This is a genomic window from Bernardetia sp. (genome assembly GCF_020630935.1).
In the GTDB taxonomy this organism is placed as follows: domain Bacteria; phylum Bacteroidota; class Bacteroidia; order Cytophagales; family Bernardetiaceae; genus Bernardetia.
Map to the genome: position 1 here is coordinate 12,790 of NZ_JAHDIG010000066.1, position 14,378 is coordinate 27,167.

16 protein-coding genes and 1 riboswitch are annotated in these 14,378 nt (G+C 32.7%); of the genes, 9 read left to right on the forward strand and 7 right to left on the reverse strand.

Going from position 1 to position 14,378, the window contains the following annotated elements; translation table 11 throughout:
* Position 1 precedes the first annotated feature (1 nt).
* From QZ659_RS16220 to QZ659_RS16240, 5 genes are all read right to left on the reverse strand, one after another.
* Positions 2 to 1,219, reverse strand: a complete 1,218-nt coding sequence (locus tag QZ659_RS16220; RefSeq protein WP_291727358.1) for an erythromycin esterase family protein — start codon at positions 1,217 to 1,219, stop codon at positions 2 to 4.
* A gap of 64 nt (positions 1,220 to 1,283) precedes the next feature.
* The gene (locus QZ659_RS16225; RefSeq protein ID WP_291727360.1) at positions 1,284 to 1,457 is read right to left on the reverse strand and encodes a class I lanthipeptide; all 174 of its coding nucleotides are present in this window, start codon (positions 1,455 to 1,457) and stop codon (positions 1,284 to 1,286) included.
* Between the two features lie 69 nt (positions 1,458 to 1,526).
* Positions 1,527 to 1,700 carry a class I lanthipeptide gene (locus QZ659_RS16230; protein WP_291727362.1) on the reverse strand — a complete coding sequence of 58 codons (174 nt, stop codon included), beginning with the start codon at positions 1,698 to 1,700 and terminating at the stop codon, positions 1,527 to 1,529.
* A gap of 260 nt (positions 1,701 to 1,960) precedes the next feature.
* On the reverse strand, positions 1,961 to 3,019 hold the full coding sequence (locus QZ659_RS16235; protein ID WP_291727364.1) for an ABC transporter ATP-binding protein: 1,059 nt from the start codon (positions 3,017 to 3,019) through the stop codon (positions 1,961 to 1,963).
* A 207-nt stretch (positions 3,020 to 3,226) separates the two neighbouring features.
* Complete coding sequence (locus QZ659_RS16240; protein ID WP_291727366.1) at positions 3,227 to 4,072, reverse strand: TerC family protein; 846 nt, start codon at positions 4,070 to 4,072, stop codon at positions 3,227 to 3,229.
* Between the two features lie 195 nt (positions 4,073 to 4,267).
* Between QZ659_RS16240 and QZ659_RS16245 the strand changes: the two genes are divergently transcribed.
* The 4 genes from QZ659_RS16245 to QZ659_RS16260 all read left to right on the forward strand — a co-directional run bounded on the left by QZ659_RS16245 (position 4,268) and on the right by QZ659_RS16260 (position 8,211).
* Positions 4,268 to 4,747 carry an HYC_CC_PP family protein gene (locus QZ659_RS16245; protein WP_291727368.1) on the forward strand — a complete coding sequence of 160 codons (480 nt, stop codon included), beginning with the start codon at positions 4,268 to 4,270 and terminating at the stop codon, positions 4,745 to 4,747.
* Positions 4,748 to 4,894: 147 nt separating this feature from the next.
* Positions 4,895 to 7,177: a TonB-dependent receptor gene (locus tag QZ659_RS16250; protein ID WP_291727370.1), complete on the forward strand. Its 2,283-nt coding sequence runs from the start codon at positions 4,895 to 4,897 to the stop codon at positions 7,175 to 7,177.
* A gap of 42 nt (positions 7,178 to 7,219) precedes the next feature.
* Positions 7,220 to 7,567 (forward strand): heavy-metal-associated domain-containing protein, encoded by a 348-nt coding sequence (locus QZ659_RS16255; RefSeq protein ID WP_291727372.1) that lies wholly within the window; start codon positions 7,220 to 7,222, stop codon positions 7,565 to 7,567.
* 134 nt (positions 7,568 to 7,701) lie between these two features.
* Positions 7,702 to 8,211, forward strand: coding sequence for an NADH-quinone oxidoreductase subunit J (locus QZ659_RS16260; protein WP_291727374.1), 510 nt, complete (start codon positions 7,702 to 7,704; stop codon positions 8,209 to 8,211).
* Between the two features lie 7 nt (positions 8,212 to 8,218).
* Here QZ659_RS16260 and QZ659_RS16265 read toward each other — a convergent pair whose 3' ends face one another.
* Together QZ659_RS16265 and QZ659_RS16270 are read right to left on the reverse strand one after the other, a co-directional pair.
* On the reverse strand, positions 8,219 to 9,400 hold the full coding sequence (locus tag QZ659_RS16265) for an FtsW/RodA/SpoVE family cell cycle protein (protein ID WP_291727376.1): 1,182 nt from the start codon (positions 9,398 to 9,400) through the stop codon (positions 8,219 to 8,221).
* A 114-nt stretch (positions 9,401 to 9,514) separates the two neighbouring features.
* On the reverse strand, positions 9,515 to 9,982 hold the full coding sequence (locus tag QZ659_RS16270; RefSeq protein ID WP_291727378.1) for a hypothetical protein: 468 nt from the start codon (positions 9,980 to 9,982) through the stop codon (positions 9,515 to 9,517).
* Positions 9,983 to 10,193: 211 nt separating this feature from the next.
* On the opposite strand from QZ659_RS16270, the gene QZ659_RS16275 reads away from it, so the two are divergent.
* The 5 genes from QZ659_RS16275 to QZ659_RS16295 all read left to right on the forward strand — a co-directional run bounded on the left by QZ659_RS16275 (position 10,194) and on the right by QZ659_RS16295 (position 14,330).
* The gene (locus QZ659_RS16275; protein WP_291727380.1) at positions 10,194 to 10,919 is read left to right on the forward strand and encodes a hypothetical protein; all 726 of its coding nucleotides are present in this window, start codon (positions 10,194 to 10,196) and stop codon (positions 10,917 to 10,919) included.
* Between the two features lie 3 nt (positions 10,920 to 10,922).
* Positions 10,923 to 11,693, forward strand: coding sequence for a tRNA1(Val) (adenine(37)-N6)-methyltransferase (locus QZ659_RS16280; protein ID WP_291727382.1), 771 nt, complete (start codon positions 10,923 to 10,925; stop codon positions 11,691 to 11,693).
* Positions 11,694 to 11,804: 111 nt separating this feature from the next.
* Positions 11,805 to 12,116, forward strand: a complete 312-nt coding sequence (locus QZ659_RS16285; RefSeq protein WP_291727384.1) for a winged helix-turn-helix domain-containing protein — start codon at positions 11,805 to 11,807, stop codon at positions 12,114 to 12,116.
* Positions 12,117 to 12,434: 318 nt separating this feature from the next.
* A riboswitch (SAM riboswitch) is annotated at positions 12,435 to 12,569 on the forward strand.
* A 10-nt stretch (positions 12,570 to 12,579) separates the two neighbouring features.
* Positions 12,580 to 12,732 (forward strand): hypothetical protein, encoded by a 153-nt coding sequence (locus tag QZ659_RS16290; protein ID WP_291727386.1) that lies wholly within the window; start codon positions 12,580 to 12,582, stop codon positions 12,730 to 12,732.
* A 272-nt stretch (positions 12,733 to 13,004) separates the two neighbouring features.
* The gene (locus QZ659_RS16295) at positions 13,005 to 14,330 is read left to right on the forward strand and encodes an O-acetylhomoserine aminocarboxypropyltransferase/cysteine synthase family protein (protein WP_291727388.1); all 1,326 of its coding nucleotides are present in this window, start codon (positions 13,005 to 13,007) and stop codon (positions 14,328 to 14,330) included.
* The last annotated feature ends 48 nt before the right edge of the window (positions 14,331 to 14,378 follow it).

Below are 14,378 nucleotides of genomic sequence, written 5' to 3' on the forward strand. Positions count from 1 at the left end.
ATTATTTTTCTTTAAATTTCGTGTAAGGTTGGCAGTTGTCTAAGAATATTACAGCATCACAAACTTCTTGTATTTCCATTTCTGTATCAGAATGCCCAAGTATTCTAGAATTAATTTTTTCTTTTTGTTTTGTTGGAGGAATATCAAGTTGTGAAGAGAAATTCATTAGATAGAATGTAGTTTTTTCTTCTATACTTTTCTGAAGAGCTATGTATTCAAGTGTATTTTCTTTTGGCGTATCAATTTTAGCATTTCCAAAGGCTACTTTTCGTTTTCCAGATAAAGCTGAATAGCTGATAAGAAAGTATTTTTCTTTATATTTTTCTTTCAATCTTTGTCCGATGATAACAAGTTTTTCATTTTGAAAAAAGGGAATATTTACTTTTTTAGCATCTTTCAAAAAATGTCCAGAAGCGCCCCACAAAATTATTTTTTGGTTTGGATATTCTTTTTTAAGAAACTCAATATTATCAATCATATAATAGTCTCTTCTATTCCAAAAACTCATTGCTTCTTCATCATTTCTGTTTTCTCTTAGTTGAAGGATATTTCGTAACTGTTGTCTTAAAAATCTTTCATCTTGTGTTTTATTTTGTGCTGCTTCTAAAGCAGCTATTATTTTTTTTGTTGGAGGAATAAGTTCAGAAATAACCTTATCTCCATTCATAAATAAAACTCTTAAGTTGACAATAGATGATTTTTCTAAATTATTAAAATATTCTTTTTTCTCTTCTATGGATAAAATATTTTTATTTTTGAGGTATTTCTCAAGAGAAAGAAGAAGATACTCCATTGTCTTGCTACCTGAATAATTAGTATCAAAACCTGCAATTATAATAGAATCTCCTTTTTTATTTTGTTCTTCTACAAAATCAAATAACTCAACTAACTCTTGGCACTTAAAATTTGCATACATCCCATTAAATAAGTCTGTGGGATTTTTTGATTGCTTGAATTTCTTATAAGAATGATACATTTCAAATGTATTGGATTCGAATGCAATCACTCTAAATTTTTTATTCTTAACCAACTCTTTTATCAAGCCTATACGGTGCGTATTTATAGTTCCTTCATAATGATTTGGGTCACCTAATGCTAATATTTCAACTTGTTCACTAAGATTATCAGAGATTACCTGATGTAATTGAGCCTTACTTGTTCTAATAATTAAGAAAAAACTAATAATGATTAAAAAGGCTATTTTTTTATAACTACACATATTATAACACTTTAATCTAGCTGAATTGCTTGTTACTGTGGAAAAAGCTAAATAGATATATATCTTATAAAGGAATACAAATAATTCCTTTGCACGAGTAAGTACATTTGCTTCTAGAACCACAACTAAGAAAACGACTTCCCGTCAAAGCTAACTCAGCTCCACCATTTACAGATGCTTGTTGTTCATCTGTCAAAAAAATAATTTTTTCTTTTTTTAATTTTAATTTATTTTTCATCTTCGTTTTTTATAAAACAGAAGAGAATCTAAAATTATGATTTAGATTCTCTTTTTATTTCGCTTTCGATTATAAAGGAATACAAACAAGACCTTTACATGAAGCACTACATTTTTTCTTAGAACCACAAACGATTAAACGACTTCCTGTCAAAGCTAATTCAGCTCCACCGTTTACAGATGCTTGTTGTTCGTCTGTCAAAACAACGATTTTTTCTTTTTTCAATTTCAATTTGTTTTTCATCTTAAGTTAAGATTAATAATATTAAGTAATTTTCCTACTCTATTTAAAGGTTTTTCAGATACCACCTATGTTTCAAAAATAAAATAAATCATATTTTTGATGAGGCAAATCTAACAACAACTTTTGAAAAAACAAATAAAAAAATCACTATTAATGAAAAATATCACTCCAGTACTAAATACTAAAAACAGCTCATCAAATAAACTATTTTTGTATAAACGTCTATAAATCAATGAATAAAAAAACTTAAAAGGAGTATTTTAGTAGTTTTTCTTATCAGATAATAATACAATTATTTTTTCCAAACTTAGAAACTCTTTCTCTTTAAAAATCCACTTCCAACTATTTTCACTTTGCTTTACAACTTTAATAATCAAACTATCCTTAGTACCAACATTTAGTTCTAAAATATCGGTATGAATCCCCTGTTTTTCTAATGCTATTTTTGTCCAATGTATTCCTATTGCATCACCCTGTAAGAAAAAAGCTGCTTTTTTTTCTTTATTCTGAATTTTGAAATTACCTTTTTCTCTATCAAAATAAAGAGGAGGACGCACAAATGTATTGGCAAGCTCACCATTCAAAACCAACTCTTCTGTCAAGCCCACTAAAAGTTTACGGTTTTGGAGTTTTCCCTTTTGATTTAATTCATTTTCCGACGATATAAGCCACAATGTATGAGCAATTTGTAAAATTAAATCTAGCTCGTGAGTAGAAACTAAAATTGCTTTGTCAAAATCAGTAGCTATTTGAGCCAAAAGTAGCATTACTTCACTACGATTTACCAAATCTAAGTGTGCTGTCGGTTCGTCTAAAATTAAAATATCTCCTTCTTGTGCAAGCGCACGTCCAATCATTGTTTTTTGGCGCAAGCCATCACTAAGTTCTCCTATCGGAACATCAGCATATTCATTCATACTGACGGCTTCTAAAGTCCAATCAATTACTTTTTTGTCTTGACTATCAAAACTCCCTCTCCAAGAGGTATGAGGATAACGCCCTAGTGCAATCAGTTCTCTTACAGTTAGGCGATTTGTGGCTGCTTGTTCTGTCAAGACCAAACTTATCTTTTTGGCTATTTCTTTTTTTGATAGCTTATGAATAACCTTTTCATTTTTTTTACGTGAAATGTTATCACTAAAAAACACACTTCCTGCTATGGGTTTTTGTATGCCTGCAATCGTTCTGAGTAAAGTAGATTTGCCAGCCCCATTTACTCCTAAAAGTGCTGTTAGTTTTCCTCTTTCTAAATGCAGATTGAGATTTTCCAAAATAATTTTGGAAGGATAGCCAACCGTTAAGTTTTCCGTTTGGAGCATAAATCAATAGATAAAAAAAGCATTAGAAGTTTTTTCTAATGCTTTTTAAAATTGAAGTTGTTTAAGAATGTATTTTTTCAACCGTAAACGAGGTTTAAAACCGTCGTTTAGGGTAATTTATCCTCGTTGACGGCTGTATTTTGAGCCTCAACGACGGTTATTTGTCTATTCTTAAACAACTTTATTGTATAAAAAAGTAGTTGTAAATTAGTTGTTCTTCTCTTCTTCTTTTTCCTCTATGTCTTGCATATAGGGAACAGGAACAGAAAGTCCCATTGGAATAATATTTCTACTTTTCTGCGTACCTTTACGCACTCTCATATTCAAAATTTCAACAACACAAGCAAACGCCATCGCTACATAAACATACGATTTCTCTACGTGTACATCTAAAGACTCTAAAACTAAGAGGAAACCAATCAGAATCAAGAAAGATAGGGCAAGCATTTTGAAAGTGGGATTATTATTGATAAAATCACTAATCTTTGCAGCAAAGAGCATCATTACAATCATAGAAATAATAACAGCTACTATCATTACAGAAACTTCTTTTACAATTCCGACAGCCGTAAGGATAGAGTCAAATGAAAATACAATATCTACCAAAATAATCTGAAAAATAGCTGCTGCTACGGCATTACTACCCACTTTTGGAGCTTCTTCTTCTTCAGTAAGTTCCATTTTGTCGTGGATTTCTGTCGTACTTTTATAAATTAAGAACAAACCTCCAGCAAGTAAAATAATATCTTTCCAAGAGAGCTTTCCACCTTCTCCCAAATCTTTTTCTATTCCTAACGAATGAATAAAACCTGTAGCATCAATAACGGTTGCTGTCAGTCCAACGAGCCACGTAATTCCAAACAAAAGACAAATACGCACAACTAATGCCAAGGCTAGACCTATCAGACGAGTAGAGTTTTGTTTTTCAGGTGGGACTTTCCCTGCAATAATACTAATAAAGATAATATTGTCTATTCCTAATACAATTTCTAAAAGTGCAAGGATAAAAAGACTTGTCAGTCCTTGGGCTGTTAATAAATATTCAAAGTTCATAAATACTAAAAAATGTAAATAAATTTTGGAAAAAATTAGAATGTTTTTTGTCGTTCGTTGTTAATGAAATACAAAGCTATACAGAAATCTTAAAAATGAAACCCTTAAATTGAGTTTTTACGTATAAATAGTATAACTTTGTTGCATTAAACTTGTTTATCAAGTCAAGTAGTTCTATAAAACAATCATAATATATTGATTTTCTATAAATTCCATACTACAATTATTTGCTTTTGGCTTTCTCTCCAAATCATTTTGGGTTCGGTAGGGCTGCCTATTATTGAGCATTATTGTCAGATGAGTGGAATGACTAATACTTCTATTCTTGTCAAAACAAAGAAATGTTGTTGTAAAATATCAGAACAGAAGTTAGCAAAACTTATTGCAGAAGTAGAACAAGAAAAAAATCATTCTTTTTCTGAAAACTCAAAAGACGATTGTTGTGATACAGAAACTATCTATGAAAAGATCGATTTTGAAGCTATTGCTTTAGAAAAAACACATTTTGATTTTGATCATTTTGTAGCTCTTCTTCCTTCTCAAAATTATTTTAAAAACCTTACTGAAAAGCCAATTTTTACAGCTTTTCAAATCCTTCACTTTACAGACCTTCCTCCACCCAATTGGAAGTTGGGCAAACTCTATATTGTTTTTATTCAGGTGTTTCGTTGGTAGGCGAAATGAATTAACTATTGTCAAGACCATTGACAAAGTTTTTTTACTGTTCGCATACATAAAGTATGCGCTACATTTTCACACTCCACGCCGTTGTTGGTGTCCTCACCAACGACCAATATATCAACCTTAATAAATTCAATACCAATGAAAAAATATAATTTTACTGTGTGTAAATTTATGGTAGCTATCCTGTTTTTTTTGCTGCCTATCTCGTTATTTGCACAAGATAATTCCTTTATAAAAGGAAAAGTTTCAGAAACTTCTCAATCAAATTCTGATTCGCTTTCTGCTTTGCCTTTTGCCAATGTTGTTTGGAAAGGAACAACTATCGGCACAACTACCGATGAAAATGGTAACTTTCAACTTAAAAGAATCTCTCAAACAGACGATTTAGTTATTAGCTACACAGGCTACCAATCAGATACAATTTCTATAGAAGGTCAATCTTTTATAAATATAACCTTAAAATCTTCCTCTCTTGCTGATGTTGTGGTAGAAGGCAATACGGATGATATTTTGGTTAGTCAGACTGAAACTATAACAACAAATGACCTCAAAAAAGCAGCTTGTTGTACGCTTTCAGAAAGTTTTGAAACCAATGCTTCTGTTGATGCCACTACTGCCGATGCTGTTACAGGTTCTCGTCAAATAAAAATGCTAGGACTTGATGGGGTGTATTCTCAACTTTTAGTAGAAGGAATGCCGATGATGCGAGGTCTGAATGTTCGCTCTGGACTAGGCTTTATTTCTGGAACGTGGGTTTCTTCTATTGACATCAATAAAGGTGCAGGTTCGGTAGTCAATGGATATGAATCTATTACTGGACAAATCAATACGCAGCTTGCTTCTCCAACCAAAAAGAAAGAAGAAAATGAAAATCTTTTTAATCTTTATTTGAATCCGAATGGTAGAATGGAAGCAAATCTAAACCTTATCCATCATATCAACTCTAAGTGGCAATCAGCAACACTTCTGCATGCAAGTGGTTCTGTAATGGAGAATGATAGAAATAATGATGGCTTTTTAGATTTACCAAAATACAGACAATTCAATGTTTTGAACCGTTGGAAATACGAAGGAAAAAAGTTTGAAACACAGTTTGGCATTCGTGTTTTGGATGAAAACAGATATGGAGGACAAGTAGATTACCAATCTACAAATTATGGAAAATCAAATTTTAAATTTGTAGAACAAAATGCGTATGGTGTAGAAATGAATACAAGTAGAACTGAAGTTTGGGGAAAACTAGGTCTTTTTCTGAGTAAAAATCTAAACTTTGGAAACCAACTCACAGCAAATTATCATAAACTCAATCAAGTTTGGGGAAGAAAGTTTTTTGACGGCGAAGAAAAGTATTTTTTCTACAATGGAATTTTAGATTGGAATATTTCTAAAAAACATTTGCTTCGTAGTGGTGTGAGTTATGTTTATAACTATACTTCACGAGTCTATATCGATTATTCAATAGGAGATAATGCAGAAGCATATATTATTCCTTTAAGGAAAGAAAAAATTCCTGCTATTTTTACAGAATATACTTTCAATCAAGATGGAGATGTTACGATTGTGGCTGGTGTACGTTCTGATTTTCATAATCTGTATGGAACACAGATTTCTCCTCGCTTAAATCTAAAATGGAACGCTGCTGAAAACACAGTATTTCGTGCTTCGGCAGGGCGTGGATTTCGTGTAGCCAATCCGATTGTGGAGAATGCTCGTTTTTTTGCTAGTTCAAGAAGTTTGTTTCTACCTCAAAATCTAAATCCAGAAATTGCTTGGAATATGGGAGCTAGTTTTGTACAAGGCTTTGAAATAGCAGAGCGCAAAGGAAAAATCACGCTAGATTTTTATAGAACAGACTTCGAAAATCAAGTGGTTCTGAATGTAGAAAATCCGTCTGAAATTCGTTTTAGCAATCTTGATGAAGAATCGTATGCTAATAGTTTCCAAGCACAAGCAGAATACGAACTTTTGAAAGGTTTTGACATCATTTTTGCCTATAAATATTATGATGTCAAAACGACTATCAATAATGAGTTGGTTGCCGTACCTTATACAGCCAAACATCGTTTCTTTACTAACTTGGAATACAAAACAAAAAATAAAAAATGGGCTTTCGATTGGACTGGACAGTTTATCGGCTCGCAACGTCTGCCAGCTTCTTTTGATGAGAATAACGACAATCAAATCATTGAAAGTTCTCAAAGTCCAGCCTATTTCTTAATGAACGCACAGATTACACGTAATTTCAAAATCTCAAATAAACCTCTTGAAGTTTATATTGGTGGGGAGAATTTAACAAATTACTCACAACCCAACCCAATTATCAACGCTGATAATCCTTTTGGAGAAAGATTTGACACAAGCAATATTTATGCTCCAATTATGGGAGCGATGGGCTATGCAGGTCTTCGTTTTTATTTCTAAATTTTAATTTAATCAAACTTTAATTATATAAATCCCAATTTTATGAAATCTATCTTATTTTCACTCGTTTTCATCCTTTTTGCTTTTGCTGGAACATCACACGCTTCTACACCTACTAAGAAGGAAAGTATTGTTATCAAAACAGAATCTATCCAATGTGGAATGTGCAAGGAACGCATTGAAGAATCGCTCATTCAAGAAAAAGGCATCAAGTCTGTAACTGTTGATTTGGATAAAAAAGAAACCACAGTAGTTTTCAATCCTAAAAAAACCAATCCAGAGGCGATTAGAAAAATGATTGCTGGTGTTGGTTACGATGCTGACGGTGTAACAGCCGAATCTGGTGCTTATAATGATTTGCCTATGTGTTGCCAAAAAGGAGGACATTAGTTTGTAGTGGTTGTCGTTGGTGAGACACCAACAACGGCTAAGATTTATTTAGGTCGTCTCGTTAGAGCAGACCAAAAGCTAAGAAAATTAGGACAAGTTAAAATCTTGTCCTTTTTTATTGTAATTTTGTTTATATGAATACTATAAAAATTTTAGAAATCATTTTTGGAAGTATTGTTATTCTGAGTGCTTTGAGTGTTTGGTATCAGAGGGAAGTTGTTAAATCAGCTTTTTCTTTTCTAGGAGCAATGCTTGGAGTGGCTGCACTTTTTGTTTTACAGGGTGCTGATTTTGTGGCTGCTACACACTTAGCTATTTATGTGGGTGGAGTTGTGGTGTTGCTGCTCTTCGGAATTATGTTTGTTCATAAAATATCAGATGAAAAAATTGTATCTGATTGGCAATACAAACTTTCTGGTATTTCCTTCTCTACTTTGCTTATTGTAGTACTTTTAAGTTGGATTTGGAGAGGTAAATTGATAACATTTGCTACAAAAAAAGAAATTTCATCAACTATAGAAACTTCTACACTTGATGAAATTGCTCGTCTTTTTCTGACAGATTACATTATTTTCTTCGAACTTGGTGGTATTCTTCTTACCATAGCTCTTCTAGGTGTAGCTGTTTTGGTAGGTAAGAAATAAATAAATTTTACTCTATCGTATGAACAATTCTACGATAATTATTTCCTGTTTGTGGAGGTGTAATGGGTTCTTTTTCAGTTTTTTCATATTCTCCTCTACTCACACTCAAAATAATTCCCAAAGAAATTCCTGTAAAAAATAGAGATGTTCCTCCCATACTAAGAAGTGGCAAAGGCAGTCCCGTAACAGGAACAAGTCCAACCACAACGCCCATGTGTACCAATGCCTGCACGACCAAACTAAAACTTAGTCCTGCTGACAAAAGCCCTCCAAAGGCTCGCTCAGAATTTGCCATCGCTACCATTCCTCGGTAGAGCAAAATGAGATAAAGACCTAGAATGATGATTCCTCCCAAAAGTCCGTACTCTTCAATAATAATAGCATAAATAAAATCAGAATAAGGATGTGGTAAGAAATTTCGTTGTTGGCTGTTTCCAATTCCTTTTCCTATGAGTCCACCAGTAGCAACAGCAACATAGGATTGTTCTTCTTGAAAAGTAACCTGTTCTGTATCAAAAAAGGCTTTCATACGAGAAACAGCCGTTCCAGAACGTTGCCCTAGTTTTAGAGCAATCATTCCAACCACAGCACCAATTACAACCGTCATGACCAAATAACGCACTGGCACACGACCAATAAACATAATGAGCATACAAGTTGCAAAAAGCAAAACAGCCGAAGAGAAATTCGCAAGGGCAATCAAGCCACAAATAAGTCCAGACCAAAAAATAATGGGAAGCGTAGAACGTTGAAACTCTCTAATGCTCTGCTGACGCTTAGAAAGCATACTGGCAACATTGGCAATAAGGGCAAGCGTGGCAAAATCAGAAGTTTGGAAAGACTGATTTATAAATGGAATCATAATTCCACGACTTGCTTCATTAATAGTTGTACCAAAAAGCCACGTCAGAATCAGAAGTGGAACAGAAATCAAAAGTGCCAAACGAGAAAGACGAGAATAATATCTATAATCTATTCGATGACAAACCCACATAATAACTAAGGACATTATCAGAAGAATACTATGTTTGAGAAGATAATATTCTGTATCACCGTCCATTCTTTTGAAAGCAATCGCACCAGTGGCACTATATACAACCAAAACACTAATAATTACTAGAAGGAAAACAACTCCCCAAATAATCTTATCGCCTGTAAATATTTTTTTACTTATCTTGTCTAGTTCCATTTTATTTTTACAAAAAACTGAATAAACTTTATTTTTAGCTCCATATACAAACGAATTTAAACTTATTTTGTAAAAACAACAAGCATTTGCTCATAATTATGGAATAATATATTTTTATTTTTTATCAGCTTCGGTTTTTGTAATGGTATTTTTTTCTACCACATCATATATTTTTATCATATCATCTTGGCTCATTCCCTCTATTGGAATTCCCATTTGCTGATATATTTCCAAACGATTTGTATCGTACCACTTTACGTGTCCTCCATCTACAAGCCCTTCATATACTAGCTCATTTGTTTTCATATCATAGACGGCATAAGAAATTGAGTTTCTTGGCTGTTTGACTGTTCCTTTACTTATTTTTTTGCAAAGGACATACGTCTTTTTATCGTTTTCTTGGCATTCAAATTTTTCTCCTTCTGCTTGAGTTTCTGTTACGTCTAATTTTTTCTTGGCTAGAGTTTCATAGTTCATTGGCGTATCTTGTTTTAAATTGTTTGTATCATTAGATGCACTATTTTTTGTATTGGCACAACTAAAAGAGGATAGAATAATAAGCACTAAAATTAAATTTTTCATAAAATGATAAATTGAGAATGAATTTTGAATATTTAAAGAATAATTACTTTTAGATTACTGGACATGACATAAAAGTTGTTGGTGTCGCTACGCTAAAACACCAACGAACGGTATTTTGTCCCTGTTCTGTGACACACAGAACAATAAATATCTACCCATGTCCAGTACTCTAAATTGCTTTACAAAACTACTATAAACCTATCTAATCGTTATGAAAACAATAACTATTTTTAAAGAAAAGACTTATAGATTTATACTTTTGCTCTTTGTTTTAATAGGAACATCTATTTTTTCTGAATTGAAAGCACAGATAACTACCAAAGACAAAAACGTTCCAAAATATACATATTATACTTTAGAAGAAATAAAAGAACGCTTTGAAAAATATAAAATTGATTCGGGTACACACCTTACAGAAAGTCAGTTTTTAGAGCGCATTGAGGTTTTGAATGACTTAAAACCAAGCACATATCGCACCTATAAAGCTGCTGTTGCCTACTTTGCCACTCCTGCACGTTTGAAAGAAATTAGTGATATAAATTATGGCATAAATAGTTCGATAGCAGTTGCAAGAAATAAAATTGCCTATTTGAGAGAACACAAAGCTGATTCTACTATTTCTACATTTAGAAGACAACCTATTGAAAGAATTTATGATTTTGATAGAAAGCAGTTTATCAATACAGAACAACTAGAAGAGGTCAAAAGATATGTTTTTGCATCTTCTACAAAACCCAATTTTGAAATCCATCAGTTAGATAAATTTTTACCCAATATTTCACAATTTGGAATTAGAGATGGGCAGCGTGCGTATGGTTATAGAATGTCTTTGAAAGATAATTATCATTTGCTTATCATTGATTTACCAGAAAACGGAAGAAAAATGATTCTTTTTCAACAAAACGGTTGGGATAATACAGCAAAAGGTGTTTATTAGAGTATGAGAAAAAATAAGGCAAATCAAATATTTCAATTCAAAAAATTTAGCATAAATCAAGAAGATTGTGCTATGAAAATCTGTACAGATGCTTGTATTTTTGGAGCTTGTATAGATATTTCGGAAAGTGAATCCATTTTAGATATCGGAACAGGAACAGGACTTTTGTCTCTGATGATAGCCCAGCGCACAGAAAATAATCCAAATCCATCTCAAATTACAGCCATAGAGATTGAAGAAAATGCGTTTTTGAGAGCAAAAGAAAATTTTGAAAATAGCGATTATAGAAAAAGGCTATCTATATTTAATTTTGCCATACAAGATTTCTCTAAAAATACCACGCTTGAATACGAACATATTATAAGTAACCCTCCTTTTTTTCTACATCAACAAAAAACTGAAAATACTTCAAAAAATTTAGCTCTACATAGTGAAGCACTTTCTTTTGATGAACTTTTAGTAGCAATTCAGAAATTACTATCTACAAGTGGGAAATGTGATATTCTTTTGCCAGCTTTTGAGATGGATATTTTTATAAAAAAAGCTGAACAGTATGGTCTATTTCCTCAAAGAAAATTAAATATTTTAAACAGAAAAGAAGATATGGATAAAATATTTAGAGTCATTACACGCTTTAGGCGAACTCAAAATGAGGTGGTTGAGGAAAAAACTTTTGTCATCTACAAATCAAAAGAAGAAAAAAATATTGAATTAAACAGAGGTTATACTGATGAGTTTGTAGAGCTTTTGAAAGACTTTTATCTTATTTTCTAATTTTAGTTGCAATTTTTTCTATTTTTCTGCTCAAAATACTTGCAAATTTAGTTTCAAATCTTTTACTTTGTTTGTCAAACAATATTTAATTCAAATAAACTTTAAAAAAATATGGCAGACTTACGCAGCATTATTTCAGATATGGACAAAGAGTTCAACAATCGTATTCGCCTAGGGCTAATGGCAGCTATGATGATAGAAGATTGGATTGAATTCAAGACAATGAAACACCTACTAGACCTCACAGATGGAAATTTAGCCAGCCACGTAGCTGCGTTAGAAAATTGTGGTTATATGCAAGTTCGCAAAAAATTCATTGGAAAACGTCCTAATACCTCCTACAAAATTACTCCAGCAGGAAGAAGAGCCTTCGAACATCATTTGCAACAAATGGAAGAACTCATAAAAAAAGCAAGAGGTTAATTTTTATTTTCATTGTGTTCTGTTTTTTCAGAACACTATTTTTTTGCTCTTTTAAATATATGGCTTGTTGGCAGAGACACCAACGATGATTTATGCTAAAAATTGAACAAAATGTTTCTTGTGAGTATAGAAAGAACAATTTTATAACTTTTTCAATAAAAAGTTAGACTTTTTTACCTAAAAAACGTCATTTAACGATTTTTTAACATATATTTTTGATAACTATTTGGAAAGTTCTCAAAACCATTGTATCATTGCATCACACTTCAACTATACTTATTCAAATCTAGTTTCTTAATAGATTTTTCAAGTATATGAGATTTATACAGAAGTACGGAGAGAACAGGCTCTATGATGTACTGGCAACCTGCCTTTTTTTGTAAGAAAGTTTACAAGCAAGCAAGGTGCTACTTCCTGCCTAAATCAATTTTTTATTTTTAGGACATATAAATTCACAAACCTAATGAATACACATATTCTACAAGCTGTCTCTCAAGACAGACCACTCACTCAAAGAGTACCAACATCTACTAAGGGGAATTTTATCATTAATTCTTTTTCTTACCGAGCCTTTTACGCAGCCAACTCTAAGGCTATGTGTTGTTGCTGCTTTTAATCTACCTCATCTATTTTTCAGTTTTGTAGTATTTCTCTTAAAGAAGAGCTAAATTATTGTAACCTTATACAACTAATTTGTTCTACTTTTAATTAAAATTATACAAAATTTTACGTAAAAAATAGTTGTACCTACAAATTTTATTAAATACCAAACTTATTTAAAAAGATTTTATTCTTATTATCTGATAAGTATAAAACAATACAAATTTTAATTATCAACTGTGTTGTCAAAGACAAGCCATTTGACCTACATTCTAAATTCAACATACCATGTCTAAAAAACCATTGCATTTCGAAACGCTTCAACTCCACGCAGGACAGGAAGCAGACCCAACTACTGGCTCTCGTGCTGTTCCAATTTATCAGACCACTTCTTATGTTTTTAATAACGCAGAACACGGAGCTAACTTGTTTGCACTCAAAGAGTTTGGTAATATCTACACTCGCATCATGAACCCTACTACAGATGTCTTTGAGAAGCGAATCGCAGCTCTTGAAGGTGGGGTGGCAGCCCTTGCAGTTGCATCAGGGCAAGCAGCTCAATTTACAGCACTTAATAATATTTTAGAAGCTGGAGATAACTTTATTTCTACTTCCTTTCTATATGGTGGTACGCACAATCAATTTAAGGTTGCTTTCAAAAGATTAGGTATTGAAACTCGTTTTGCTGAAGGCGATACTGTTTCTTCTTTTGAAAAACTAATCGATGAAAAAACAAAAGCTATTTATTTAGAAACTATTGGCAATCCAGAATTTAATATTCCAGACTTTGAAGCTATTACAAACCTTGCTAAAAAGCATGATATTCCTGTGGTGGTAGATAACACTTTTGGAGCAGCAGGGTATCTTTTCCGTCCGTTGGAACACGGTGCAAATATCGTAACAGCATCGGCTACTAAATGGATTGGAGGGCACGGAACAAGCATTGGAGGAATCATTGTTGATGGTGGAAATTACAACTGGGGTAATGGAAAATTCAAACAGTTTTCAGAGCCATCAGAAGGTTACCACGGACTTAATTTTTGGGAAACTTTCGGAGAAGGAAACCCATTAGGCTTGCCAAATATTGCCTTTGCTATTCGTGCTAGAGTAGAAGGTTTGAGAGATTTTGGTGCAGCAATTAGTCCTTTTAATTCATTTTTATTACTTCAAGGATTAGAAACGCTTTCACTTCGTGTTCAACGCCACGTAGATAATGCTTTAGAGCTTGCAAAATGGCTAGAAAATCATGAATTGGTAGAAAAAGTAAACTACCCTGGGTTAGAAAGCAGTCCGTATCATGAGTTAGGTAAAAAGTATTTGAGAAACGGTTTTGGTGGTGTTTTGTCTTTCCAAATTAAAGGAGGAAAAGAAAACGCTGAAAAATTGGTCAATAGTTTAGAACTTGTCAGTCATTTGGCAAATGTAGGCGATGCCAAAACGCTTATCATTCATCCAGCTTCTACAACACACCAACAGCTTTCAGAAGACGAGCAAAAACGAGCAGGCGTGCATCCAACACTGCTTAGAGTTTCTGTGGGTATTGAGCATATCGAAGACATCAAAGGTGATTTTATCAATGCTTTTGAAAAAGTCTTTTCTCCTGTTCTTGCGTAACTTAATCCTATAAGGTTTTGAAAACCTTTTCTAGCGCAAGATTCCATC

Bases quoted from the DNA above. Each gene is read 5' to 3' on its own strand.
- QZ659_RS16220 (WP_291727358.1), bottom strand. From the start codon at position 1,219: ATGTGTAGTTATAAAAAAATAGCCTTTTTAATCATTATTAGTTTTTTC.
- QZ659_RS16225 (WP_291727360.1), bottom strand. From the start codon at position 1,457: ATGAAAAATAAATTAAAATTAAAAAAAGAAAAAATTATTTTTTTGACA.
- QZ659_RS16230 (WP_291727362.1), bottom strand. From the start codon at position 1,700: ATGAAAAACAAATTGAAATTGAAAAAAGAAAAAATCGTTGTTTTGACA.
- QZ659_RS16235 (WP_291727364.1), bottom strand. From the start codon at position 3,019: ATGCTCCAAACGGAAAACTTAACGGTTGGCTATCCTTCCAAAATTATT.
- QZ659_RS16240 (WP_291727366.1), bottom strand. From the start codon at position 4,072: ATGAACTTTGAATATTTATTAACAGCCCAAGGACTGACAAGTCTTTTT.
- QZ659_RS16250 (WP_291727370.1), top strand. From the start codon at position 4,895: ATGAAAAAATATAATTTTACTGTGTGTAAATTTATGGTAGCTATCCTG.
- QZ659_RS16255 (WP_291727372.1), top strand. From the start codon at position 7,220: ATGAAATCTATCTTATTTTCACTCGTTTTCATCCTTTTTGCTTTTGCT.
- QZ659_RS16260 (WP_291727374.1), top strand. From the start codon at position 7,702: ATGAATACTATAAAAATTTTAGAAATCATTTTTGGAAGTATTGTTATT.
- QZ659_RS16265 (WP_291727376.1), bottom strand. From the start codon at position 9,400: ATGGAACTAGACAAGATAAGTAAAAAAATATTTACAGGCGATAAGATT.
- QZ659_RS16270 (WP_291727378.1), bottom strand. From the start codon at position 9,982: ATGAAAAATTTAATTTTAGTGCTTATTATTCTATCCTCTTTTAGTTGT.
- QZ659_RS16275 (WP_291727380.1), top strand. From the start codon at position 10,194: ATGAAAACAATAACTATTTTTAAAGAAAAGACTTATAGATTTATACTT.
- QZ659_RS16280 (WP_291727382.1), top strand. From the start codon at position 10,923: ATGAGAAAAAATAAGGCAAATCAAATATTTCAATTCAAAAAATTTAGC.
- QZ659_RS16285 (WP_291727384.1), top strand. From the start codon at position 11,805: ATGGCAGACTTACGCAGCATTATTTCAGATATGGACAAAGAGTTCAAC.
- QZ659_RS16290 (WP_291727386.1), top strand. From the start codon at position 12,580: ATGAATACACATATTCTACAAGCTGTCTCTCAAGACAGACCACTCACT.
- QZ659_RS16295 (WP_291727388.1), top strand. From the start codon at position 13,005: ATGTCTAAAAAACCATTGCATTTCGAAACGCTTCAACTCCACGCAGGA.